Origin of the sequence: Pseudomonas sp. NPDC088368 (assembly GCF_044753445.1) — a bacterium.
Taxonomy (GTDB): Bacteria; Pseudomonadota; Gammaproteobacteria; order Pseudomonadales; family Pseudomonadaceae; genus Aquipseudomonas; species Aquipseudomonas bambusae.
Genome location: NZ_JBIVNG010000007.1, coordinates 244,872 through 266,690, shown reverse-complemented (window position 1 = coordinate 266,690; position 21,819 = coordinate 244,872). Strand labels below are relative to the sequence as shown.

Genomic DNA, 21,819 nt, shown 5'->3' with positions numbered 1-21,819 from the left:
TTCCGTACCGCGTTATCAAATGAGAACGTCGACCGCGCTGAATGTTGCAAGGTTATCGGCACACGGCCTCGCGAGCTTGAAACAGGGTCCAAACCGGCCGTATGCATTGAGAGTTGCCTTGGAGATTGGGGGTGATGTGCGCTGATTCAAGCGGCCCGCGTGAAATAGACGCACATGAAAAGAAAAACCGACGTGCGCGCTACGAATCTGGCGCTTTGTCGCATACACTGCGCGGCCGTTTTTTTGACCGGAACGTACAGACATGAGCACCCCATCCCCAGCCCGTGCCGTTGGCATCGATTTCGGCACCTCCAACTCCACGGTCGGCTGGCTGCGCCCCGGAACGGAAACCCTGATCGCGCTGGAGGACGACAAGATCACCCTGCCCTCGGTGGTCTTTTTCAACATGGAAGAGCGTCGCCCGGTCTATGGCCGTCTAGCGTTGCACGAATACCTGGAAGGCTATGAAGGCCGCCTGATGCGCTCGCTCAAGAGCCTGCTGGGTTCCAAGCTGATCAAGCATGACACCAGCGTGTTGGGCACGGCGATGCCGTTCAAGGACCTGCTCGGGCTGTTCATCGGCGAGCTGAAAAAGCGCGCCGAAGCTGTCGCTGGTCATTCATTCGAACAAGTGGTGCTGGGCCGTCCGGTGCATTTCGTCGATGACGATGCGGCCGCCGATCAGGAGGCTGAAGACACCCTGGCCGAAGTGGCACGCAAGATTGGCTTCAAGGACGTGTCGTTTCAGTTCGAACCGATTGCGGCGGCCTTCGACTACGAGTCGACGCTGGGGCGTGAAGAGCTGGTCCTCATCGTCGACATCGGCGGGGGTACGTCTGACTTCTCGCTGGTGCGTCTCTCGCCTGAACGTCGTCTGGTCGATGACCGTCAGAGCGACATCCTCGCCACCGGCGGCGTGCACATCGGCGGCACCGACTTCGACAAACAGCTCAGCCTGCAAGGCGTGATGCCGCTGTTCGGCTACGGCAGCCGGATGAAAAGCGGCGCCTACATGCCCACCAGCACCCACATGAACCTGGCAACCTGGCACACCATCAACTCGGTGTACTCGCAGAAGTCGCAGCTGGCGCTGGGCAGCATGCGCTACGACATTGAAGACACCTTGGGCATCGATCGCCTGTTCAAGCTGATCGAACAGCGCGCCGGGCACTGGCTGGCGATGGAAGTGGAAGAAACCAAGATTCAACTGACCCATGCCCACAAACGCGTGGTGCCAATGGACCGTATCGAGGCCGGTTTGAACGCCGACCTCAGCCGCGAGCTGTTCGAGTCGTCGATCGATGCGCTGCTGGAGCGTGTGCGGGAAAGCGTGACAAGCCTGCTGAACGATGCAGGTGTGGGCGTGACCGACGTGGACACCGTGTTCTTCACCGGTGGTTCCAGCGGCATCCCGGCCCTGCGCAACAGCGTCGCGGCGATGCTGCCGAAAGCGCGGCATGTGGAAGGGAATATCTTCGGCAGCATCGGCAGCGGGTTGGCGATCGAGGCGAAGAAGCGTTACGGCTAAGCGGCATCACACCGATCCGCTTCTGCCGGAGGCGTAGGAGCTGGCTTGCCTGCGATCTGCCGGGAACCGGCAGCAAATGCAGAAAACCTGGTTGTATCAGCAGAACCGCATTCGCCGGGTTTGCTGTTGCTGCCCAACAGATCGCAGGCAAGCCAGCTCCGACGGCCTTTGGCCAGAAGCAATCAGCGTCGAACCGAAAACCGCAGCGAGCCGTCAGACCAACTCGACCTTCCGCAACTCGCTCTTCAAATACGCGTAATAAATCGGCCCTGCCACCACGCCGGGCAGGCCGAACGCGGCTTCGAAGATCAGCATCGCCAGCAGCAATTCCCACGACTTCGCGCTGATCTGCCCGCCGACGATCCGGGCGTTGAGGAAGTATTCGACCTTATGGATCACGATCAGGTACCCCAGCGCCGCCAACGCGACCCAGATCGACAGCGACATGCCGACAATGAAGATCAGCGTGTTGGACATGAGATTGCCCACCACCGGCAACAAGCCGAGCAGGAAGGTCAGGACGATCAGCGTCTTGGTCAGCGGCAGGTGCACGCCGCACAACGGCAGGATCACCGCGAGGAACACCGAGGTGAACGCCGTGTTCAGCAGCGATATCTTGATCTGCGCGAACACGATGTTGCGAAACGCCTGACTCAGCAGGTGCAGACGCTCGAACAGCGCGGCGGCCAAGGGCTTGCGCTTGGTGACGTCGGGAATGCGTTGCAGCGCAATGATTGCACCCAGGACCATGCCAATCAGCAGGGTCACGAACATGTGTGCGGCGCCTTTGCCGAGCAATTGCAGCTCGCCGATGTGCTTGGTCAGCCACGCGCTGAGGGAGGCCTGGAATTCAGAAGCGCTGGCGGGCAAATAGCCGTCGATGAACGGCGGCAACTGGCCGCGGGCACGCTCCACCAGAATCATGAACTTATCCAGCGACGCGCCGGGATTCTCGGCTTCGTGCAGGATGAAACTGATCGCGCCCGCGAACAGCAGCGCAAGAACACTGACGACCAGCGTGCCGAGCAAAGCCACCGCTAACCAGCGCGCGCGCTCACCGGCGATCAGGCGTTGCAGTTGTGGAGTGAGCATGTCGACCAGTTCGTAAACCAGCAGACCCGCGAGCAGACTGGGCAGGAGCTTGAGCGGTAACACCAGCAGCAGACCGCCGAACACGAGAATGCAGCTGGCGATGTACACATGACGCGGCGAAAACGTTGGCATACAGCCTCAAAAACGAACGGCCTGAAAAGATGGGCAGTCTGCCAGCGTTCCCTGTTAAGGACCAGCGCCTAGAAGTGTCGTTAGTCGCTCTAACTGTCACGCAAATACCTGTGGGACCGAATTCATTCCGGGCGGTGATCTGACGATTGGCCACTACGGCGATACATCTGCATCGTCTTCGCTGCCGTTCCGCGAATGAATTCGCTCCCACAGGTCCGTTTCATCTCGATAACTCTGGTAACAAATGCCTTATTTTTTCTTCAGGCAGTCACTCATGAACGTTTTGCGCGCATCGCCTTTCAACGCTTGGGTCGAGGCCGTCGCGTTGCAGGTTTTCATCTTCTCCTGCTGGGTGGCCGCCGGGGCTGGCGCGGCTTTCAGGCAGGTGCTCATGAACGCCTTGCGGTCGTCGCCCTTCAAGGATTTGGCCGACGCATCGGCATTGCAGGTGGTCATTTTGTTTTGCTGTGCCGTGGCAGCGAAACCTTGAGCGCACATCAACAAGCCCATGACCAACAGAGGAACACGCAGCATTTTCATCGACTTTCTCCGGGATCGCCGCACAGACGCAGCTTTCAACGCAGTGTAGTCAAAGAATGTTGCGACATATTTCCGAGAAACCGGCCAGTGAGGTAGACGCGAATCCTCACAAGCCGATAATGACGCCTCACTCTTCTGCCGGTTTCCCCATGCAATACCTGTATCCCCTGCTCACCGTCATGATCTGGGCGGGTAACAACGTCATCACCAAAGCCGCCGCCGGGCGCATTTTCCCGGCCGAGATCGGCTTTTACCGCTGGCTGCTGGCGGGTTTGCTGTTCACGCCGTTTCTGCTTGGCCCGGTGCTGCGCAATCGGGCGGCGATTCGGCCCATCGTCGGCAAAGTCGTGGTGCTGGGCGTGCTGGGGATGGCGATTTATCAAAGCCTCGCGTACTACGCGGCAAACATCACGACCGCGACCAACATGGGGATCATCCTGTCGTTGGTGCCGGTGATGACACTGGGCATGTCGATTGCGAGTCTTGGCACCGCGCTGACGGCAGGCGCGTTGGTCGGTGCACTCGTGTCGTTCGCGGGCGTGCTGTTGGTGGTGTCGCAAGGCAGTTGGGCCGTGCTGATTGCCCATGGCGTCAACTTCGGGGACTTGATGATGCTGGTCGCAACGCTGGCATACGCGACTTACAGCACGCTGCTGAAGAAATGGCAGCTGCGCATGCCGCCGCTGCAATTGCTGTATTTGCAGATTCTGGTGGCGATCATCGCGCTGTTTCCGCTGTTCCTGCTCTCGCCGAAAACCGGACTGAACGGCAGCAACATCCCGCTGGTGCTGTACGCCTGCATCCCGACGTCGATGATCGCGCCTCTGCTGTGGATGAAAGCCATCAGCATCCTCGGCCCCAGCCGCACGACGTTGTTCTTCAACCTGGTGCCGATTCTTACGGCGTTGGTCGCTGCCTTGGCGCTGGGCGAGCAACTGGCGTCCTATCACTTCATCGGCGGCGCATTGACGCTGGGCGGCGTGATCCTCGCTGAACGCTGGACCACCCCGCTGCGCAAAGCCGCAATCCGTTAGGGTCTACGCCTCTTCGCGATCATCCGCGCTGTGAATCGACACGTCGGTAATGCCCGCGACATGGGGCAGACCGATGTGTGGGTTGCCCGCATCGAGGGGATCGTCAGCCACCGCAACGTGGTGCTTGTGCGCCAACTCGTGGACGACCTCAATGATCGGCACATCCAGGTTTTCGATCACATCGACGTGATGTTCGCCAGCGAGGGTGTACTCGATCTCATAAAGCTCTTTATCGCTCATCGCATCACTTCCTTTGCGACCCTTTGGGGCCGACAGATCACGAACTACGGCTAAAAAAGTCAGAGGCCAGCGGCTTTCAATCGCGAGGCGTGTTCGAGAAACAGCCCCACCGGATCAGCCCCTTTGCCGACCAGCCCGAAGTGCTGGTTGACGATGTCGAAATGGTCGAGCGGGAAGTCGTCACCGATGACTGTGCCCAGGTGCGAACTGAATCGCCCGACCATGCCATCAGATTGACCTCGCTCTTTCGTGAACGTGCGAGCGAATATTCGGCAGGTGAGATTAGCGGCATCGAGGCGGTTTTTTCCCCGGTCCGTGCGCCCCGGTTGCAAGGTGCCGGACCACGAGTAATACCGCACGCCGTTGACCAGTTCTTCGCCCTGCCCGCCCCAGCTTTCAGGCAGGCCTTGCGGGAACAGCCGGTTGAAGCGTGCAACGCCACGGGTGGTCAGCGAATGGTGCGCTGCGTCCACGTCGGTTGGAAGCCGCGTGCCGCGATAGCCAGTGTCGAGGAGGGCGAGCGCCAGCGTGGTCAAGCGTATGCCTGCGTTCACCGCCCGACCACGCACCGTCGTTTGTGGGTAATGCTCCTCAAGGTAGTCAGCCAGTTCCGAGCCGTGATTGGGACCGGCGACTGAGGTGACGGACGCCACCAGGTCTGGCCGCACGCCCGCGACGTAGCGAATGGTCAGCGCGCCCTGGCTGTGGCCGATGAGGTTGACCTTGGAGGCCCCCGTGTCCCTGAGAATTTCTTCGATTCGCGCAAGCAGCTGTTCGCCGCGAATTTCCGTGGAGTTCACCGCCGAGACCATCACCGGAATCACCGTAGCCCCACCCCGCCGCAACGCCGGGACGATGCCGTACCAGTACGGATAGACGATCAGCTTCACAAAGCCCAATAACCCCGGCACCAGCACAATCGGATAACGCGTGGCCTGTTCTTGCGTCATGGGCGGTTGAATCTCCTGATGTCGAATGACAATCCCTCTGTGGGAGCGACTTCATTCGGGATGGGTCAGTCCAGCCAAAACATTTCCGCCAGATGTACGATTTTTCGCGAATGAACTCGCTCCCACAGAATCCGCGTCTAGCCGCTTTCCCGGCTCGGCCCGGAATCTAAACCCTAGCCGCAAACCATTCATCAATGATGACAAAACGAGGTAATGCCCCATCGCCATCTTTTGATCGAACTCTTTCAATCGGCCAACGCTCATAACTGCAACGGGCCACCAATGGCCTTTCTCTGGAGTGACCGGTTATGTACAAGCAATCCTTGGCAGTAGTGTTCGCAATGGCCGCGCTGGCGGGCTGTACATCGACAACCCTGCAAAACCCGGTGGACTACGCGACGTATCGCAACGAGCCGTTGGTCAAGCAGGTGGACACGGGCATGACCGAACAGCAAGTGCTGACCCTCGGCGGCGAGCCTTCTACCCGTGTGCATCGCAAGGTTCACCCTGGCACCTGCAATAACTACATCCTGAACAAAGACGGCCATCAACAAGCGTATTACGTGACCTTTGGCGCCAACGACCGCGTGGACAGCAAGGGTTTCATGACTTGCGAACAGCGTGAGGCGAATGAAAAGGCGATGTAATCGATCACATCCGATTCATTGACGCACGCAAACTGGTGGGAGCCTGCTTGCTGGCGAATGTGGCATATCAGTCACAGAAAGGCTGACAGGTCTGACGCATTCGCCAGCAAGCCGGCTCCTACAAATGGTCCGCGTCGACCCGAACCCGCGGCAAAACAAATAAAACTTTTCCTCGCGCCCGACACTCACACCATAAGACCCGATCTCACCGGGCGCCGGTCAGGCTCTATACGATCAGCGCATCAAGAGCGAGACGGCAAAAAACCGGATTAGCCCTGGAGATGAATGATGAGCGATGTGCAGCAATTAACCGATGTCAGCACCCTGCGCGAACGTGCGCGTCACAACGTTGAAAACGGTGCAGTGACCGAAGGCTATGACGGCGACCGCGAAGAGATCATTCGCCTGCTCAACGCCTCGCTGGCCACTGAATGGGTGTGCGTCCTGCGTTACAAGCGCCACTACTACATGGCCAAAGGCGTTAAAGCCCAGGTCGCAGCGGCCGAGTTTCTTGAGCACGCCGGGCAGGAAGCCGAGCACGCCGACAAACTGGCCGAGCGTATCGTGCAACTGGGCGGCGAGCCGGAACTGAACCCCGACCTGCTGTCGAAAAACTCCCACGCGCAGTATGTGGCCGGTAATACGCTAAAAGAGATGGTCACCGAAGACCTGATCGCCGAGCGTATTGCCATCGACAGCTATCGCGAGATCATTCAGTACATCGGCGACAAGGACCCGACCACCCGCCGCATCTTCGAAGAGATTCTGGCGCAGGAAGAAGAACACGCCGACGACATGGCGGACATCCTCGACGGGCTGTGATGCCAGAGCGGGAATGCGAAAAGCCAGGGCATGTGCCCTGGCTTTTTTGTGGGTGGCGGATTAGTGAGCCTTGGGCCACTCCTGTAGCAGACAGGCTTGCCGGCGGCAGCGTCATCAGAATCGCCACCGCCGGCAAGCCGTGCGGCTACAGGTAGTCACCGCTTCACTTAACGGTTTTAGGCGCTTTGCCCGCGCGCATCTGTTCCAACAACGGCGCGCACTGGTTCGGCTCGCCACCACTCGGCGCGACCAGTGCCAGCAGCCCCGCCGCAGGCCCAACCGCCGCGCCCAGCAGCACCATTCCCGCGCCACGCAACAGCAGCGGCCCCGACTGCACACCCGCACTCGGCTTGACGAACGGACCCCTCACGTACAGCGGCGAGCGCAGGGAGAAGACACGGAAGCCCTTGGATTCCGGCGTGACCTTCAAGTCCAACTGCTCGGCCTTCATGTTCGCCGTGCCGTCGATGTAGATGATCGCGTTCTCAGTGTCGAACACCGACAGCTTGCTGGTCGCCAGCCCGTCCTTGAACCCGAAGTCGGAGGCCGCGCAATTGATCTTCACGTTTTTGTCGCCGAACAACGTGCCCACGACGTAGTTACCGACGTTCAGACCGGCAATCTCCATCAGGTCACGGCTGATCGCACCGTCGTTCACCAGCAGCTTCATCTCGCCATTGGCCGTGCCCAGCAATGCCGCCACCGAATTACCCTTGCCAGCAATGTCAGCGTCGCCGTTCAACTCACCAAAGCTGGTTTTCATCGGTTCAAAGGTCGGGAACAGTTGCTTGAGCTTGAAGCCGCGCGCGGTCAATTTCGCGCGTCCCTCCAGCGGCTGTGAATGGCCATTGAGCTTGATGTCCGCGTCCAGTTTGCCGCCCGCTACGCCGAAGCGCAGGGGTTGAAGGCTCAATTGGCCGTCGCTCAGCACCACATGGGTGTAAAGATCGGTAAATGGCAGTTCGGCGCTCTGGACGATCTTCTTGCCCGTGAACTCGACGTCCGCGTCCATCGCGCTCCAGCGGTCGGTTTTGAACTCCTCCACCGGCAACACTTTGTCAGCAGGCTGTTTGCTCTCACCACCACGGGATTTCTGCTCGGCGTTTGAATCGGCGCCAATCAGCGGCTTGAGGTCAGCCATCAGCAATTGATTGGAGACCAATGCACCGCTCAACTTTGGACGCGGCTCGCTGGCGACAAAACCCAGATCGCCGTGGATGTCGCTGTTGCCGATCTTGCCGTTGAAGCCTTTGTATTGGAACGAGGCTCCGGCCGGATCATGCAATTTGGCGATCAGCCGGCCATCGGTGGAGTACGGCGGGGAGTCCGGCAGCGTCACGCCGGTCAGCGGGTAGAGATTGCCCAGACTGTCGCCGGACAGTTTCAGGCTCAGGTCCAGCTCACCCAGGTTCTGCGGGTCGGTGACCGTGCCCGCGACCGCCACGCGGGTGTTGCCCGCACTGACATCCGCCTGAACCGGAAACGGCAGCGCCGCATCCTTCAACGCCAGCAAGCCACCGACCTTACCGGTGCCGTTAAGGGCCTGGCCGTGATATTGACCTTTCGCCTTGAAGCCAAACGCGTAGTCCTGAGCCGACGCGCCTTTGTCTTTCACCTTCTTCGCTTCGCCGCTGCCGACGATGTCGCTGAACGGAATCGGCTTGCCGAGCGGGTCAATGACCACTTCCACGGCGGTGTTGATCTTCTGGTCGTTGTAACTCACGAAGCCTTTGTCAAAGCCGATCGAACCGATGTCCACTACCCAATTCGAGGGTTTGGCGTTGGGGTCGCTCTTGGGCAGGTCGAACACCCAGTTGGCGCGACCATCGGCCAGACGTTCGATCTTGGCGTTGGGCTCAGTCAGGTCAATGCGCGGAATTACGACGCGCTGCGCCAATAATGGCAGCGGCGACAAACGCATTTCCACACGTTTGAGGGTCACCATTTGAGGGACTTTCGACCATTCGGGGTTACCCAGCGCGATGTCTTCCGCCGACATGTGCGGCCAAGGCACCCACGCACGCCAGCCGCCTTCGTCATGCTCGCGGCGCCATTGCACGGCCAGATTGCCGTTGATGGCGAACGGTCGATGCAGCTCGGCCGACACTTTTTCGTTGATGGTCGGCTTGAGCCGGTTCCAGTCAAACGTTGCGATCACGATGATCAGTACAGCCAGCAACAGCAGCAGAATGCCGACTGTCCAGGCGAAAATCTTGCGGCCTCGCGTCATTGCGTTTTCTCCCCAATCTACAGACGGCCCTTCCTGGGCGCGTCTTGCACGTCATACCCCCTCTGACTGACAAAAGCGCCGTGGGTTTGATGAAATCGGGAAATGAGCTTCGGAAAAGTTCCGCAATGGCCCTTCGCAGGCCGTCACTGGCGTACTGAGCGAGCCGGGCAATTGAGCTACAAGCCCCATAAATACGGGCCCGCGTCGCCGAATCAATTCTGTCGATGGTCACCATCAGCCCTTTGAACTTCTTTATCCCCGCTCCGCCAGTAAAATTGCCCTCACGTTCACAACACGCCCTTTCCAAGAGCAACCACCATGAAACGCCAATTGATCGCACTGACCCTTTCTCTTCTCGCCTCCAGCGCGTTCGCGATGCCTGCCAGCGAACAACCGATGCTCGGCGAAGCGAAACTGTCCCAGGAAGCCGGTCTGCCCACTTTGGCGCAGGAAGGGACTGATCGCGTGATCCATCAGTACCAGCGCGTTGCTATCGAAGAAAATTGCGACAGCCTTGCGCACCGCTACCAGCGTGTCGCCGACAACGGCCCTGACCGTCTGGTCCAGCAGTATCAGCGCGTTTCCTGATCCCAATGTTCAAATGCCAAAGCCCGGCCCTGATGCCGGGCTTTTTCGTGCCGACTGCCCATTGCGGAAAACCGGGTTCGACGCCGCGCAAACGCATTTGCTAGAGTGCTGCCCACTTCTCCTTCAGATATTGCCTACTCCATGCTGCCCCGCGCCGAACAGAAACAGCAGACCCGTCACGCCCTGCTTGATGCAGCCCGGGGGTTGATGGAGAGCGGTCGCGGCTTTGGTAGTCTGAGCCTGCGGGAAGTGGCGAAAACGGCGGGAATCGTGCCCACTGGCTTTTATCGCCATTTCGACGATATGGACCATCTGGGCCTGGCGTTGGTCAGCGAAGTCGGCCAGACCTTTCGCGAAACCATTCGCCGGGTGCGGCATAACAGCGACATCAACACCGGGATCATCGATGCTTCGGTGCGGATTTTTCTTGAAGTGGTCGCGGCCAATCGCTCGCAGTTTCTGTTTCTGGCCCGCGAGCAGTACGGTGGCTCGCTGAAAGTGCGTCAGGCGCTGGGCGCCTTGCGTGAGGCGATCATCGCCGACCTCGCAACCGACCTGGCGTCGATGCCCAAATTTCACCACCTCAATCCCGATGACCTTGCGGTGATGGCCGACCTGGTGGTCAAAAGCGTGTTCGCCATGCTCCCCGAACTCATCGACCCGCCGCCCGTGACGCTGGCCGAACACATGACGCCCCGGGCCAAGATCACGCAGCAATTGCGCTTCATCTTCATCGGTGCCAAGCGCTGGCAGGGCCTTGGGAGCACCGAATAGCGAGCTTCAAGTTGGGAGCTTCAAGCTGCAAGGGGTCAGCGCTGCAATGCATCACCTCTTAAAGATCCTTTAAACGCCACCTTACTTTCGACCACGGGGTGTCATCAGGAATGATCCTGACGGCGAACTCAGCCGCCACATCCCAATCTGGTGCACCCTCATCCAGTGCGCACCAATAACGATCACCACCACGCCCCACCTTCTATCACCTCCTTAGGCCCAGCCGCCCATTCCTGACTGACCTGTCAGTTGGCAAGCCCCTTGCTCTACCTATTGCATCGCACATTGCTGGAAGTTTTCCGATGCTGGTGATTCATCAACGAATCGAACCCCAGGCCGAATGGGCCGCTGAGTTGCATTTGAATTTCGAAGCGCGGAGTAAAAGCCGGCTGCGCTGTTTCAGTGCCGAGGGCGAAGACGTAGGCCTGTTCCTCGAACGCGGGCAACCGCCCTTGCGCGACGGGGATTTTCTCAAGGCTGAAGACGGTCGCGTCGTGCGTGTCTGCGCCCGCCCGGAACAGCTGATGCACGTGACCTGCAGCAGCGCTTACGAGCTGACCCGCGCGGCCTATCACTTGGGCAACCGTCACGTCGCGCTGCAACTGGGCGATGGCTGGCTGCGGTTGCTCGACGACTACGTGCTCAAGGCCATGCTCGACCAACTCGGCGCGACCACCGAGTCCATCGAAGCGCCGTTCCAGCCGGAACATGGCGCGTATGGCGGTGGGCATCACCATTCGCGTGCGGGGGAAGAAGACTTCAACTACGCGCCGCGCATTCATCAGTTCGGCGTCCGCAAATGAGCCCGCGGCCATGAACAAGGCGTGGGCGCTGTTGCGTCTGGCCAGCCCGCTGCTGCCGATTGGCGGCTACAGCTATTCCCAAGGGCTGGAGATGGCTGTGGAGCGATCCATCGTCAGCGACCCGCCAAGCGCCGCCCGCTGGATCGGCGATCAACTGTTGCTGAATCTGTGCCGCTTCGAAGCCCCGCTTTTATTGGCGCATTGCACAGCGGCGGCTGACGAGGATTGGGCGGCGTTGTTGCAACTGAGCGAAGAACACCGCGCCAGCCGGGAAACCCGTGAGCTGCATCTGGAAAGTCGGCAGATGGGGTACTCGTTGCAGCAGTTGCTCATCGGTCTGCCTGAGCTGGATCAACCTGCCCGGGATTTCCTGCGCCAGACCGACGAGCCGCATCTGGCCTTGGGCTGGGCGCTCGCCGCACGCGCCTGGCACATCGCCCCGCAGGACGCCCTCGCCGCCTGGCTGTGGAGCTGGCTGGAGAACCAACTGGCCGTGCTGATGAAAACCCTGCCGCTGGGGCAACAGGCCGCGCAACGTCTGACCAGCGAGTTGACGCCCCTGCTGGAAACCGCGCAGCTACGTGCCACTGAACTTGATCCTGAACACATGGGCAGCGCGCCGTTTGGCCTGGCGTTGGCGAGCATGGCCCACGAGCGCCAGTACAGCCGACTGTTTCGATCGTGACCCTTTATTGGCCCCCCTACGAACTGCACAAAAAGATCAACGGAGAACACCTTATGAACAGCCAACCTTTGCGCGTCGGTATCGGCGGCCCGGTCGGGTCCGGCAAGACTGCGCTGACCCTCGCCCTCTGCCTGGCGTTGCGCGAGCGCTACAACCTCGCCGTGGTCACCAACGACATCTACACCCGCGAAGACGCCGACTTTCTGGTGCGCAACGAGGCCTTGGCGCCTGAGCGCATCATCGGCGTGGAAACCGGCGGCTGCCCACACACTGCGATCCGCGAAGACGCGTCGATCAATCTGGAAGCCGTGGATCAGTTGAACCGTCGTTTCGAAGGCCTGGACCTGATCATCGTCGAATCGGGCGGCGATAACCTGTCCGCGACGTTCAGCCCTGAATTGTCGGACCTGACCATCTACGTGATCGACGTGTCCGCGGGCGACAAGCTGCCGCGCAAGGGCGGGCCGGGCATCTGCAAATCCGACCTGCTGGTGATCAACAAGATCGACCTGGCACCGCTGGTGGGCGCGTCGCTGGAGATGATGGACCGCGACACCAAAAAAATGCGTGGCGACAAACCGTTCGTGTTCAGCAACCAGAAAACCGGCCATGGCCTGGAGGACATCATCGCCTTCATCGAGCGCCAAGGCCTGCTGACCGCTGCCTGATTTCATTCACTAAGGAAGATCATTGATGAATCGCAAAACCTTTTCGGGGACAACAATGCTCGGCGCCTTGGCGCTGCTGCTGGTTCCGGCCTTGGCATTCGCTCATCCGGGCCACGATGAAAGCGGTCTGGTGGCGGGCATCAGCCATCCACTGAGCGGCATCGATCACTTGCTGGCGATGGTCGCGGTGGGCTTGTGGGCCGCGCAGCAGAAAGGCGCCGCTCGCTGGGCACTGCCGATGACGTTCGTGGGCACCATGCTGATCGGCGGGTTGCTGGGCTTTGAAGGCCTGGAACTGCCTGCGCTTGAGAGCGGCATTGCGGCGTCGGTGTTTGCGCTGGGTCTGGCCGTGGCACTGGCGGTGCGTCCGCCGCTGTTCGTGGCTGTGGCGGCGACCGCGCTGTTCGCGATGTTCCATGGCGTGGCTCATGGCCTTGAGCTGCCAGAGATGTCCAGCCCTTGGGGTTACGCACTGGGCTTCGTCGGCGCCACCGCTGCGCTGCACGCCGCCGGTTACGTCGTGGTGCGCTTCCTGCCAGCGGCGGCTGCACCAATTGTGCGGGTCGCCGGAGCATTGTCGGCTGCGACAGGGGTGTGGTTGTTCGCGGGCTGAAATCTTCTCCCTGACGCACCTCATACCCTGCGGGAGCGAATTCATTCGCGATACGCCCGTACAGCCGACAAAGATATGTCGGATGTACCGGCCAATCGCGAATGAATTCGCTCCCACAGGGGCTCTGCGCAGGACGGCCCCTCATTTGATCCACCCGTTCACCCCGCCATCCCCGCCTCCTGCTACCATGTCGCGCAATTTGACCTCTGCCGCGACGCCATCCGATGCCTGACGTTTCTCTGCCCGCCTCCAAGCCTGAACTGTCCGCTGTGTTCGCCACTGTGCAACAGCATTTCATGGCAGTGATCGTCCCGCTTTGGCAGGGGCCGGGCTGGAATGCCGAGATGGCGCTGCCGTATGAGGCGCTGGACGCTCAACACCAGCCGTTGCCCCCTCAGCGTTACCGGGCCATGGCCTGTGCGCGGCAGTTGTTTCTGTTTTCCAGTTTCATCGGCGACCCGCAAGTGCCCAATGCCGAGGTTCGTGCGGCGGCGCTGTTCCGCTCGCTGCAACGGCATTTCCACGATGCCGAACACGGCGGCTGGTTTTACAGCATCGACCCACAGGGCGCGCCGCTGGACCGTCGCAAAGACCTCTACACCCACGCGTTCATCGTCTTCGCCTGCGCGCATTACTGGGCGAAGGTGCGTGAGCCGTTGGTGGAATCGATACTCAATGCCGCGCTGCACGTCGTCGCCGAGCGTTTTGCCGATGGCGATGGCTTGTACGAGTCCGTGCTGAACGAAGACTGGTCCTCGCTGGACGCCGGGCCCCTGCAGAATCCGTTGATGCACCTGGCTGAAGCGTTCCTGGCGACGCTGGAAGTGCGCGAAGACGCCGACACGCTCGCTGCCCTCGACGCCTTGGCGGAAGCCATGCAGCGGCGCTTTGTCGATGTCGATCACGGCGTGATGCTGGAGAAACCCCTCGGCGCTGCGGATAACTGGTCCGAGCCGGGGCATCAGTTCGAATGGTTCTACCTGCTGGAGTCGTCGGCACACCTGCGCGGCACCCCGCTGCATCGCTCGTTGACCACTGCGTTTGGCCACGCCGAGGCGCAAGGGGTCGATCCGGTCACAGGGGCTGTGGTCGCGACACTGGATGTGGAAGGCTTGGTGAAGGATGGCACTCAGCGCATCTGGGCGCAGGCCGAGTACCTGCGGGCGTTGACGTTGCGCCCTGACGGTCAAGCGTTGCTGGCGCGTCAGTTGAACGCCTTGCAGCAGCGTTTTTTGCATGCAGGCGGCTGGAATGAGTGCCTGGATAGCCAGGGACAGATTAGCCGCAGCGACATGCCGTCGACCACGCCCTATCACTTGGCGACGTGCTATATCGGATTGGCTGAATACTTCGGCGCCTGATCAATTGCCTCGCGAATGAATTCGCTCCCACAGAATTGAGAACGCCTCAACACTGTAGGACCCGGCAGCAAGCCGGCTCCTAAAGGTCATTATTGCAGTCTTACTTCGCATCGCCCCGCGTACGATCAATCGCAAACCCGGCCCAGGTCTGGCTCACAGGCATCAGTTCCAGGTTGTTGACGTTGACGTGCGCCGGGGTGTTCATGATCCAGAAAATCGTCTCGGCGATGTCTTGCGGCTGGATCGGCTCAGCGCCCGCGTAAGTGGCGTCGTACTTCGACTGATCACCACCGAAACGCACCAGAGAGAACTCGCTTTCACACAGGCCGGGCTCAAGGTTGGTCACCCGCACGCCGGTGCCGATCAGATCGTTGCGAAGGTTCAGCGAGAACTGTCCGACGAAGGCCTTGGTACCGCCATACACGTTACCGCCCGGATACGGATAATTGCCCGCGACCGAACCCAGGTTGACGATGCTCGCGCCACGGCCGTAGGCGATCAGGCGCGACAGTAGCGTGCGAGTGGTGTAGACCAGCCCTTTGACGTTGGTGTCGATCATGGTGTCCCAGTCGTCCAGGTCGCACTTCGGCGCAGGATCGATGCCCAGCGCCAGACCAGCGTTGTTGATCAGGCCACGAATCTTTGCGAACTCGGCAGGCAGTCCCTCTACGGCCTTTTCCACAGCCGCACGGTCGCGGACGTCCAGCGTCAAGGTGTGCACCTTGGTCTGCTTCGACAGTTCGGCGCTCAACGCCTGCAATCGCTCTTCGCGGCGACCGGTCAACACCAGCGACCAGCCCGCTTCTGCAAAGCGTCGTGCACAGGCTTCGCCAAACCCGGATGTAGCACCGGTAATGAACACGGTAGAAGTCATGTCGTTCTCCTGACGGGGTTTCGGCTTAGGAATAAGCTCGGGTGAACGCAGCGCAGCGGCTGCGTGTAGGAAAGTTCTGGAGAATGCCCGCGCAGGCGGCTCGGGATCAAGCCTGCGCGTCACAAACCTCACACGGCGGTGGGGGTACATTCCGACTGTATAAAAAACAACCAAACATACCAAAGCCTTGTGCCATCAGGGCTGGGCGCAGTTTTGCCCACCTTATCCACAGCCAGACACACAAAATCGGTGCGCAACTCGCAGGGCTACACGTCACGGCATGCGGGGCCTGTGGGCAATTCAAAAGAGGTTTTCTCTTGACCTGCTGAAACCGATCTGCCGCCTGTCGAGCGCTCAGGTTGTACGAACGGACAGGATCGTTCGTCCAACCTCAGGGATTGCGCTATCTGCGGCGGTCTTTCCAAGGGTTGCACACAGAGTTATCCACAGGAGGACCGGAGCAAAAAACTGGATAAAAAACCAGCCTCTAAAGCGTTGACAAACTCAGCAGAAATAACAGCCAAACCTACTGATCAATAAATAACCAACCCTCTGTAAGCCTTATAAACAAAGGCCTGTAGCCAACTGCCACCAACTTATTCACAGTCACCTCCACAGTAAAACTGAACAAGTCAAAAACGTGACAAAACAACCATTTGCAGCGGCTAAGTGTCGCGCTTTGGCAGCTCTTCAAAATTGTTTTCCACAATTGGGGTCGTCAGCCTTGCATTCCTCTTATAGCAGCACGGCTTGGCGGCGATGACGTCCGAAAAATCCCTGCGCCAGCACGCCGGACTCCTATGGATGAGCCGACGACAAACCTGTGGGAGCGAATTTATTCGCGATGGGTAGGTACATCCGACACATCCCCATCGGTTGTACCGCCCTCTCGCGAATGAATTCGCTCCCACAGGGGTAGGCCGCTTATTCCGTTACCAGGAACGCTCGACGCGCCACGCAGAATGCAAAACGCCCCGAGTGAATAACACTCAAGGCGTTGGTTATTGCCGAAGTACTGGAGGAATCAATGCCCGCCGAGATAGGCGTTCCGCACTTCTTCGTTGGTCAGAAGCTCCTGGCCGGTGCCTGTGAGACGAATCTCGCCATTGACCATCACGTAGGCGCGGTCTGACAGCTTCAGGGCGTGGTTGGCGTTCTGCTCGACGAGGAAGATCGTCATGCCGGTTTTCGCCAGTTCACGCAGGGTGGAGAAAATCTGCTTCACGATGATCGGCGCCAGGCCAAGGCTCGGCTCGTCCAGCAGCAACAGTTTCGGGCGGCTCATCAGGGCGCGGGCGATGGCGAGCATTTGCTGTTCGCCCCCGGACATGGTCATGGCGCGCTGATTACGACGCTCCTTGAGGCGCGGAAACAGCTCGAACATGCGCTGCATGTCTTCGTTGGCGTACTTATCCCCAATCGGAATCGTGCCCATCATCAGGTTCTCTTCCACCGACATGTCGGGGAACACACGGCGGCCTTCCGGCGACTGCGCAATGCCGTTGGACGCGATGTAGTGCGACGACTTCTGCGTGATGTCGGTGCCCTGATAGATGATCTGCCCGCTGGCGGCGCGAGGCTGGCCGAAGATCGACATCAGCAGCGTGGATTTACCCGCGCCGTTGGAGCCGATCAGGCTGACCGTTTCGCCTTCATTGATGTGCATCGAGACTTTCTTCAGAGCCTGAATAGGCCCGTAATACACGTCGATCTCTTTCAGTTCGAGGATCGGCTTACTCATACCAACTCCTCTTCATCAGCACCCAGGTACGCCGCGATCACCTTCGGATCGTTGCGAATCTGCTCCGGCTTGCCCTTGGCAATCACGTTGCCGTGGTCCAGCACGACAATATCGTCGGAAATGCCCATGACCATGCCCATGTCGTGCTCGATCAGCACGATGGTCATGTCGTGGTCGTCGCGCAGGTGACGGATCATGCCACTCAACGCTTCGGTTTCCTGTGGGTTAAGCCCTGCGGCTGGTTCGTCCAGGCAGATGACCTGCGGACGGGTGCACATGGCGCGGGCGATTTCCAGACGACGCTGTTGGCCGTAGGACAGCTCACCGGCGAGACGGTTGGCGCAGTCCACCAAATCCACCACTTCCAGCCAGTAGAAGGCGGTGTTCAGCGCGTCTTCCTCGGCCTTGCGGTAGCCCTTGGTGTTGAGGATGCCCGCGATCATGTTGCGATTGACCCACATGTGCTGGGCGACCAGCAGGTTCTCGACAACGGACATTTCCTTGAACAGGCGAATGTTCTGGAACGTACGCGCCAGGCCTGCACGGTTTACCAGATGCGTGCCGCCGAACATTTTGTAGAACAGGCGGCTGCCGAAACGCTTGGGCGAGGCGAAGTCGCTGACGCGGAATTGCTCGCCGAGCAACTGGATCACGTTGGTTTTCTTGCCGCGCGCGTTCAGCTCGATCTTGCCGCCGGTGGCTTTATAGAAGCCGGTCAGGCAGTTGAACACGGTGGTCTTGCCCGCGCCGTTAGGGCCGATCAGGGCGAAGATCGAGTTGCGGCGCACTTCCAGGCTCACGTCGCTGAGGGCCTTGATACCGCCGAAGTGCATCATCAGGTTCTCGACGGACAGAACGATTTCGTCGCTCATCACGCGCCCTCCACTTTTGCCAGCACGCCTTTGCGTGGTTGTACGCCGCTGCGGCTGATGCGAATCAGGCCACGTGGGCGCCAGATCATCATCAGCACCATCAGGATGCCGAACAGCAGCACGCGGTATTCCGCAAAGCTGCGCAGCATTTCAGGGGCAACGGTCAGCACGAATGCCGCAATCACCACGCCCACGGTCGAACCCATGCCGCCGAGGACAACGATGGCCAGGATCAGCGCCGATTCGAAGAAGGTGAACGAGGTTGGGTTGACGAAGCCTTGGTAGCTGGCGAAGAACACCCCCGCCAAACCTGCGGTCGAGGCACCAATGGTGAACGCCGAGAGCTTGACCAGCACGTGGTTCAGGCCCATGGAACGGCAGGCGATTTCGTCTTCACGCAACGCTTCCCAAGCCCGGCCGACCGGCATACGGGTCAGGCGGTGCTTGACGTACAGCACCGCCAGCACGACCAGGAACAGCACGGCATAGATGAAGATGAATTTCAGGTCCGGGTTGTATTCGAAGCCGAAATACTCGTGGATCGGAATCCCGCCGTCTTTGGCGCGACGCCCGAACTCCAGACCGAAGAACGTTGGCGAAGGCACCGGCACGCCGTTCGGGCCGCCAGTGAACGACAGCCAGTTGTTGAGCACCAAACGAATGATTTCACCGAAACCCAGGGTCACGATGGCCAGGTAGTCGCCGTGCATGCGCAGGACCGGGAAGCCCAGGATGCAACCGGCAAACGCCGCAGCGATGGCCGCCAGTGGCAGCGCCGACCAGAAACCCAGGCCCAGATACTGATAACCCAGCGCCAGACCGTAAGCACCGATGGCGTAGAACGCCACGTAACCCAGGTCAAGCAGACCGGCCAGGCCGACCACGATGTTCAGGCCCAGGCCCAGCAACACGTAGATCAGGCCGAGAATGACCACGGTCAGGACGTATTTGTCAGCGAACACCGGGAAGATCACGGCGATCAGGATCATCAGCGGAATGATGAAACGCAGGCGAGTCTTGTAACCCGGTGGCAGCACGTGGACGCCAGAGCCGGTGCTTTCGAAACTCTGGGCGATGGCCACGCCTTTCGGGGTTTGCAGGAACAGGCTCATCAGGAAGCGACCGACCACCACCACACCGACCAGCGCCGCGACGCGACCCGGTTGCATGTTGAAGCCATAGCCGTCCAGCACGATGCCGACGATGGGGCCGAACACGATCAGCGCCAGCAAGCCGGCAACCACCGCGTCGATCAGACTTTGTTTGATATCGATGGGTTTGACAGGAGCAGACATGGTTACACCTTCGCCACGAGTGGGCGACCCAGCAGGCCTTGAGGACGGAAGATCAGAATCACTACCAGCAGGCCGAAACTGAACACGTCTTTATAGTCGGAGTTGATCAGACCGGAGAATTGCGACTCGGCAACCCCCAGGATCAATCCACCGAGCATCGCGCCCGGCAATGAACCGATACCGCCGAGTACCGCTGCGGTGAAGGCCTTGATACCGATGACGAACCCGGCGAAGAAGTCGAACGTGCCGTAGTTCATGGTGATCAGAACGCCGGCGAGTGCGGCCATGGCAGCACCGATGACGAACACGTAGGAAATGATCCGGTCGGTGTTGATCCCCAGAATCGAGGCCATTTTGCGATCCTGCTGCGTGGCGCGGCACATGCGGCCCAGCTTGGTGTACTTGATGATGTAGGTCAGTACGCCCATGCCGACAAACGCGGCGATCAGGATGAAGATTTTGGTGTAAGTGATCTGCACGAAACCATGGCCGATTTCAAACCGCATGGCACCGTCGAGCAGGGTCGGAACACCTTGTTGACGTGGGCCCTGTGCGATTTGCGCGTAGTTTTGCAGGATCAGGGAGATACCAATGGCACTGATCAGCGGTGCCAGACGCGTCGAGTTACGGAGTGGCTTGTAGGCCACGCGCTCGATGACGAAGCCATACACACCGGTCACCACGATGGTGAAGATCAGCGTGCCGAGAATCAGGAAAGGGAACGACTCGATACCGAAGAACGACAGCACGGCCAGGCCGATGGCTGCGAGGTAGGCGGAGATCATGTACACGTCGCCGTGGGCGAAGTTGATCATGCCGATGATGCCGTAAACCATCGTGTAACCGATGGCGATCAGGCCGTATACCGAACCCAGGGTCAGGCCGTTGACCATTTGTTGCAGGAAAATACCATCCATCACGCACGCTCACGAACTTGAAGGCCAACCCGGCGCGGACCGGAAACTCCCTCGTGAGGAATGACGGGACGCGCACGATGGCAACAGAAGAATCCGACGCTGCGCGGGGCAGCGTCGATTACCGGGTCAGGCCGTTTCGAGGTTCCAAGCCCGCAAAACGGCTGACTCGACTAGGCGCTCAACTTACTTCTGCTTTTCGAGCTGGTGATATTTGCCATCCTTGTCCCACTGGTAAACCACGTAGTCGGAGACTTTCAGGTCGCCTTTGGTGTCCCAGTTCTTCTCACCCATGACGGTTTTCACCGGATGTGCTTTCAGCCACTTGGCCGCTTCCTCGCCTTTGGTGGACTTGGCGCCAGTGAATGCAGCGGCCAGGGCCTGAACCGAAGCGTAGGAATACAGGGTGTAGCCTTCAGGCTCGTAACCGCCTTTGCGGAACTGATCCACGACAGCCTTGCTGTCTGGCAGCAGACGTGGGTCGGCGCCGAAGGTCATGTACACGCCATCGACGTACTGAGCGCCGCCAGCGGTGGTGACCAGTTCGTCGGTCACAACGCCGTCGTCGGACATGAACTTGACGTCTTTGAGGCCTAGCTCACGCATTTGGCGAACCAGAGGGCCGGCTTCCGGGTGCAGACCACCGAAGTAAACCACGTCGGCACCGGCACCACGGATCTTGGTCACCAGGGCGCTGAAGTCTTTCTCGCCACGGGTCAGACCTTCTTCCAACACCGGCTTCACGCCGCGAGCGGTCAGTTGCTTGGCGGTGGCGTCAGCCAGGCCTTTACCGTAGGTGTCTTTGTCATTGATGACCGCGACTTTCTTGCCTTTCAGCACGTCGACGATGTAATCGCCAGCGACGATACCTTGCTGGTCGTCACGGCCGCACATACGGAACATCGCGCCCAGGCCACGTTCAGTCACGTTCGGGTTGGTCGACGCAGGGGTGATCGTGATGATGCCGGCTTCGTCATAGACTTCCGATGCAGGGATGGTCGAAGACGAGCAGAAGTGGCCAACGACACCGACCATTTTGTCAGACGCAGCCTTGTTGGCGACGGCCACGGCCTGTTTCGGCTCGCACGCATCGTCGTATTGAGTCAGCGCGATTTTTTCCCCGTTCACGCCGCCCGCAGCGTTGATAGCGTCAGCCGCAGCCTGAGCGCCTTTCCAGAACTGCAAACCAAATGAGGCGTTGGCGCCGGTCATTGGACCAGAAACGCCGATCTTGACGTCAGCCTGTGCAAAAGTAGCCACACCCATTGCAGTAGCGACTGCGAGTGCCAGAAAGCCTTTCCTGTAAAACGTCTGCGACATGAGTTGGTGCTCCTAGGTTTTTTAATTAGCACTGCGACCACAGAGATGCTCTGAGCAAGTGGCGTGCCATCGGTTTTTTATTCTGAAAAAAGTCGT

Annotated in this window: 22 protein-coding genes; 11 read left to right on the top strand and 11 right to left on the bottom strand. The window is 59.7% G+C overall.

The window, feature by feature from the left end:
* Nucleotides 1–262 precede the first annotated feature (262 nt).
* A complete protein-coding gene (locus tag ACIQAL_RS17340; RefSeq protein ID WP_401147559.1) occupies nucleotides 263–1,528 on the top strand; it encodes an Hsp70 family protein in 1,266 nt (421 codons plus the stop codon).
* A gap of 213 nt (nucleotides 1,529–1,741) precedes the next feature.
* Here the strand turns inward: ACIQAL_RS17340 and ACIQAL_RS17335 are convergent, their stop codons facing one another.
* A complete protein-coding gene (locus tag ACIQAL_RS17335; RefSeq protein ID WP_166595972.1) occupies nucleotides 1,742–2,752 on the bottom strand; it encodes an AI-2E family transporter in 1,011 nt (336 codons plus the stop codon).
* Nucleotides 2,753–3,001: 249 nt separating this feature from the next.
* Nucleotides 3,002–3,292, bottom strand: coding sequence for a PsiF family protein (locus tag ACIQAL_RS17330; RefSeq protein WP_166595973.1), 291 nt, complete (start codon nucleotides 3,290–3,292; stop codon nucleotides 3,002–3,004).
* A gap of 149 nt (nucleotides 3,293–3,441) precedes the next feature.
* On the opposite strand from ACIQAL_RS17330, the gene ACIQAL_RS17325 reads away from it, so the two are divergent.
* Complete coding sequence (locus tag ACIQAL_RS17325) at nucleotides 3,442–4,326, top strand: DMT family transporter (protein WP_401147856.1); 885 nt, start codon at nucleotides 3,442–3,444, stop codon at nucleotides 4,324–4,326.
* Between the two features lie 3 nt (nucleotides 4,327–4,329).
* Here ACIQAL_RS17325 and ACIQAL_RS17320 read toward each other — a convergent pair whose 3' ends face one another.
* Entirely contained in the window at nucleotides 4,330–4,566 is a 237-nt protein-coding gene (locus tag ACIQAL_RS17320) for a hypothetical protein (protein ID WP_401147555.1), read from the bottom strand.
* 59 nt (nucleotides 4,567–4,625) lie between these two features.
* Complete coding sequence (locus ACIQAL_RS17315; protein ID WP_401147552.1) at nucleotides 4,626–5,516, bottom strand: esterase/lipase family protein; 891 nt, start codon at nucleotides 5,514–5,516, stop codon at nucleotides 4,626–4,628.
* A 308-nt stretch (nucleotides 5,517–5,824) separates the two neighbouring features.
* On the opposite strand from ACIQAL_RS17315, the gene osmE reads away from it, so the two are divergent.
* Complete coding sequence (osmE, locus tag ACIQAL_RS17310) at nucleotides 5,825–6,163, top strand: osmotically-inducible lipoprotein OsmE (protein WP_166595977.1); 339 nt, start codon at nucleotides 5,825–5,827, stop codon at nucleotides 6,161–6,163.
* Nucleotides 6,164–6,451: 288 nt separating this feature from the next.
* On the top strand, nucleotides 6,452–6,985 hold the full coding sequence (locus ACIQAL_RS17305; RefSeq protein WP_401147549.1) for a bacterioferritin: 534 nt from the start codon (nucleotides 6,452–6,454) through the stop codon (nucleotides 6,983–6,985).
* A 163-nt stretch (nucleotides 6,986–7,148) separates the two neighbouring features.
* Here ACIQAL_RS17305 and ACIQAL_RS17300 read toward each other — a convergent pair whose 3' ends face one another.
* Nucleotides 7,149–9,215, bottom strand: a complete 2,067-nt coding sequence (locus ACIQAL_RS17300; RefSeq protein ID WP_401147546.1) for an AsmA family protein — start codon at nucleotides 9,213–9,215, stop codon at nucleotides 7,149–7,151.
* A gap of 318 nt (nucleotides 9,216–9,533) precedes the next feature.
* Here ACIQAL_RS17300 and ACIQAL_RS17295 point away from each other — a divergent pair, with 318 nt between their 5' ends.
* From ACIQAL_RS17295 to ACIQAL_RS17265, 7 genes are all read left to right on the top strand, one after another.
* Nucleotides 9,534–9,803 (top strand): hypothetical protein, encoded by a 270-nt coding sequence (locus ACIQAL_RS17295; protein WP_401147543.1) that lies wholly within the window; start codon nucleotides 9,534–9,536, stop codon nucleotides 9,801–9,803.
* A gap of 141 nt (nucleotides 9,804–9,944) precedes the next feature.
* Nucleotides 9,945–10,577, top strand: a complete 633-nt coding sequence (locus ACIQAL_RS17290) for a TetR family transcriptional regulator (RefSeq protein WP_166595981.1) — start codon at nucleotides 9,945–9,947, stop codon at nucleotides 10,575–10,577.
* A gap of 302 nt (nucleotides 10,578–10,879) precedes the next feature.
* On the top strand, nucleotides 10,880–11,380 hold the full coding sequence (ureE, locus tag ACIQAL_RS17285; RefSeq protein ID WP_401147540.1) for an urease accessory protein UreE: 501 nt from the start codon (nucleotides 10,880–10,882) through the stop codon (nucleotides 11,378–11,380).
* A gap of 10 nt (nucleotides 11,381–11,390) precedes the next feature.
* Nucleotides 11,391–12,065, top strand: coding sequence for an urease accessory protein UreF (locus ACIQAL_RS17280; RefSeq protein ID WP_401147538.1), 675 nt, complete (start codon nucleotides 11,391–11,393; stop codon nucleotides 12,063–12,065).
* Nucleotides 12,066–12,118: 53 nt separating this feature from the next.
* Complete coding sequence (gene ureG / locus ACIQAL_RS17275) at nucleotides 12,119–12,733, top strand: urease accessory protein UreG (protein WP_062378949.1); 615 nt, start codon at nucleotides 12,119–12,121, stop codon at nucleotides 12,731–12,733.
* 55 nt (nucleotides 12,734–12,788) lie between these two features.
* Nucleotides 12,789–13,346 carry a HupE/UreJ family protein gene (locus tag ACIQAL_RS17270; protein ID WP_401147853.1) on the top strand — a complete coding sequence of 186 codons (558 nt, stop codon included), beginning with the start codon at nucleotides 12,789–12,791 and terminating at the stop codon, nucleotides 13,344–13,346.
* Between the two features lie 224 nt (nucleotides 13,347–13,570).
* Complete coding sequence (locus tag ACIQAL_RS17265; protein ID WP_401147536.1) at nucleotides 13,571–14,707, top strand: AGE family epimerase/isomerase; 1,137 nt, start codon at nucleotides 13,571–13,573, stop codon at nucleotides 14,705–14,707.
* 100 nt (nucleotides 14,708–14,807) lie between these two features.
* Here ACIQAL_RS17265 and ACIQAL_RS17260 read toward each other — a convergent pair whose 3' ends face one another.
* The 6 genes from ACIQAL_RS17260 to ACIQAL_RS17235 all read right to left on the bottom strand — a co-directional run bounded on the left by ACIQAL_RS17260 (nucleotide 14,808) and on the right by ACIQAL_RS17235 (nucleotide 21,723).
* Complete coding sequence (locus ACIQAL_RS17260; protein WP_401147535.1) at nucleotides 14,808–15,581, bottom strand: SDR family oxidoreductase; 774 nt, start codon at nucleotides 15,579–15,581, stop codon at nucleotides 14,808–14,810.
* A gap of 1,024 nt (nucleotides 15,582–16,605) precedes the next feature.
* Complete coding sequence (locus tag ACIQAL_RS17255; RefSeq protein WP_401147532.1) at nucleotides 16,606–17,322, bottom strand: ABC transporter ATP-binding protein; 717 nt, start codon at nucleotides 17,320–17,322, stop codon at nucleotides 16,606–16,608.
* Nucleotides 17,319–18,194, bottom strand: a complete 876-nt coding sequence (locus ACIQAL_RS17250; protein ID WP_166595988.1) for an ABC transporter ATP-binding protein — start codon at nucleotides 18,192–18,194, stop codon at nucleotides 17,319–17,321. The genes ACIQAL_RS17255 and ACIQAL_RS17250 overlap by 4 nt, the downstream gene beginning before the upstream one ends.
* Nucleotides 18,194–19,489 (bottom strand): high-affinity branched-chain amino acid ABC transporter permease LivM, encoded by a 1,296-nt coding sequence (gene livM / locus ACIQAL_RS17245; protein ID WP_401147530.1) that lies wholly within the window; start codon nucleotides 19,487–19,489, stop codon nucleotides 18,194–18,196. Before livM ends, ACIQAL_RS17250 begins: the two co-directional genes overlap by 1 nt.
* A gap of 2 nt (nucleotides 19,490–19,491) precedes the next feature.
* Entirely contained in the window at nucleotides 19,492–20,406 is a 915-nt protein-coding gene (locus tag ACIQAL_RS17240) for a branched-chain amino acid ABC transporter permease LivH (RefSeq protein WP_401147527.1), read from the bottom strand.
* 183 nt (nucleotides 20,407–20,589) lie between these two features.
* Complete coding sequence (locus ACIQAL_RS17235; RefSeq protein WP_401147525.1) at nucleotides 20,590–21,723, bottom strand: branched-chain amino acid ABC transporter substrate-binding protein; 1,134 nt, start codon at nucleotides 21,721–21,723, stop codon at nucleotides 20,590–20,592.
* Nucleotides 21,724–21,819 lie beyond the last annotated feature (96 nt).

Coding starts and splice junctions, on each gene's coding strand:
- ACIQAL_RS17340 (WP_401147559.1), top strand. CDS start 263: ATGAGCACCCCATCCCCAGCCCGTGCCGTTGGCATCGATTTCGGCACC.
- ACIQAL_RS17335 (WP_166595972.1), bottom strand. CDS start 2,752: ATGCCAACGTTTTCGCCGCGTCATGTGTACATCGCCAGCTGCATTCTC.
- ACIQAL_RS17330 (WP_166595973.1), bottom strand. CDS start 3,292: ATGAAAATGCTGCGTGTTCCTCTGTTGGTCATGGGCTTGTTGATGTGC.
- ACIQAL_RS17325 (WP_401147856.1), top strand. CDS start 3,442: ATGCAATACCTGTATCCCCTGCTCACCGTCATGATCTGGGCGGGTAAC.
- ACIQAL_RS17320 (WP_401147555.1), bottom strand. CDS start 4,566: ATGAGCGATAAAGAGCTTTATGAGATCGAGTACACCCTCGCTGGCGAA.
- ACIQAL_RS17315 (WP_401147552.1), bottom strand. CDS start 5,516: ATGACGCAAGAACAGGCCACGCGTTATCCGATTGTGCTGGTGCCGGGG.
- osmE (WP_166595977.1), top strand. CDS start 5,825: ATGTACAAGCAATCCTTGGCAGTAGTGTTCGCAATGGCCGCGCTGGCG.
- ACIQAL_RS17305 (WP_401147549.1), top strand. CDS start 6,452: ATGAGCGATGTGCAGCAATTAACCGATGTCAGCACCCTGCGCGAACGT.
- ACIQAL_RS17300 (WP_401147546.1), bottom strand. CDS start 9,215: ATGACGCGAGGCCGCAAGATTTTCGCCTGGACAGTCGGCATTCTGCTG.
- ACIQAL_RS17295 (WP_401147543.1), top strand. CDS start 9,534: ATGAAACGCCAATTGATCGCACTGACCCTTTCTCTTCTCGCCTCCAGC.
- ACIQAL_RS17290 (WP_166595981.1), top strand. CDS start 9,945: ATGCTGCCCCGCGCCGAACAGAAACAGCAGACCCGTCACGCCCTGCTT.
- ureE (WP_401147540.1), top strand. CDS start 10,880: ATGCTGGTGATTCATCAACGAATCGAACCCCAGGCCGAATGGGCCGCT.
- ACIQAL_RS17280 (WP_401147538.1), top strand. CDS start 11,391: ATGAACAAGGCGTGGGCGCTGTTGCGTCTGGCCAGCCCGCTGCTGCCG.
- ureG (WP_062378949.1), top strand. CDS start 12,119: ATGAACAGCCAACCTTTGCGCGTCGGTATCGGCGGCCCGGTCGGGTCC.
- ACIQAL_RS17270 (WP_401147853.1), top strand. CDS start 12,789: ATGCTCGGCGCCTTGGCGCTGCTGCTGGTTCCGGCCTTGGCATTCGCT.
- ACIQAL_RS17265 (WP_401147536.1), top strand. CDS start 13,571: ATGCCTGACGTTTCTCTGCCCGCCTCCAAGCCTGAACTGTCCGCTGTG.
- ACIQAL_RS17260 (WP_401147535.1), bottom strand. CDS start 15,581: ATGACTTCTACCGTGTTCATTACCGGTGCTACATCCGGGTTTGGCGAA.
- ACIQAL_RS17255 (WP_401147532.1), bottom strand. CDS start 17,322: ATGAGTAAGCCGATCCTCGAACTGAAAGAGATCGACGTGTATTACGGG.
- ACIQAL_RS17250 (WP_166595988.1), bottom strand. CDS start 18,194: ATGAGCGACGAAATCGTTCTGTCCGTCGAGAACCTGATGATGCACTTC.
- livM (WP_401147530.1), bottom strand. CDS start 19,489: ATGTCTGCTCCTGTCAAACCCATCGATATCAAACAAAGTCTGATCGAC.
- ACIQAL_RS17240 (WP_401147527.1), bottom strand. CDS start 20,406: ATGGATGGTATTTTCCTGCAACAAATGGTCAACGGCCTGACCCTGGGT.
- ACIQAL_RS17235 (WP_401147525.1), bottom strand. CDS start 21,723: ATGTCGCAGACGTTTTACAGGAAAGGCTTTCTGGCACTCGCAGTCGCT.